Raw genomic sequence first — 560 nt, forward strand, 5'->3', positions numbered from 1 at the left:
TGAAGGAAGGTATCGAGCGTACGTTGCTTGAGCGCATTCCCGAGCTGTCGGGTGTTCGCGATGTGACCGACCATACGCAGAAAGAAAACGCTTACTACTAAGCCTTTCTCTGCTGCGTAAAAACGCCCTGACTGTTCAGGGCGTTTTCGTGTGCGGCCGTCGCTGGTGGTCAGGTCAGTTCCACCAGTACTGCGCCTTCGTTGACCATCTCTCCCTCATGGCAGTAAAGCGCTGTGACAACGCCGGCACTGGCAGCGCGGATGCTGTGTTCCATCTTCATGGCCTCCAGCACCACCAGTTGCGCCCCGATCTCGACCGTCTGACCCACTTCAACCAGCACGCGCACGATGCTGCCATTCATGGGGGCTGTCAGGCCTCCATGCTGGCTATCGCTGGCATCGGCCTGCGCGATGGGGTCAAGTCGGGTGATGGTGTGTAGGTCGCCTTGCCATTTGAGGTAAAGCGCATTGCCACGGCGTATCGCCAGATGCGAGCGGCGCACACCGTTGTGCTCGACAGCCAGATGTTCGTTGCTGAGTTTGAACGGTGAGTCGCTGCTG

General features: G+C 58.8%; 1 protein-coding gene and 1 pseudogene. One reads left to right on the top strand and one right to left on the bottom strand.

What is annotated here, in order from left to right:
- Positions 1 to 101, top strand: a pseudogene (locus ALO43_RS30250) (Fe-S biogenesis protein NfuA); the annotation flags it as partial.
- A gap of 68 nt (positions 102 to 169) precedes the next feature.
- Here ALO43_RS30250 and ALO43_RS16775 read toward each other — a convergent pair.
- On the bottom strand, positions 170 to 560 hold a 391-nt coding region (locus ALO43_RS16775), incomplete at its 5' end, for an acyl-CoA carboxylase biotin carboxyl carrier protein subunit (RefSeq protein WP_328586979.1).

The sequence above is a fragment of the Pseudomonas tremae genome (genome assembly GCF_001401155.1).
In the GTDB taxonomy this organism is placed as follows: Bacteria; Pseudomonadota; Gammaproteobacteria; order Pseudomonadales; family Pseudomonadaceae; genus Aquipseudomonas; species Aquipseudomonas tremae.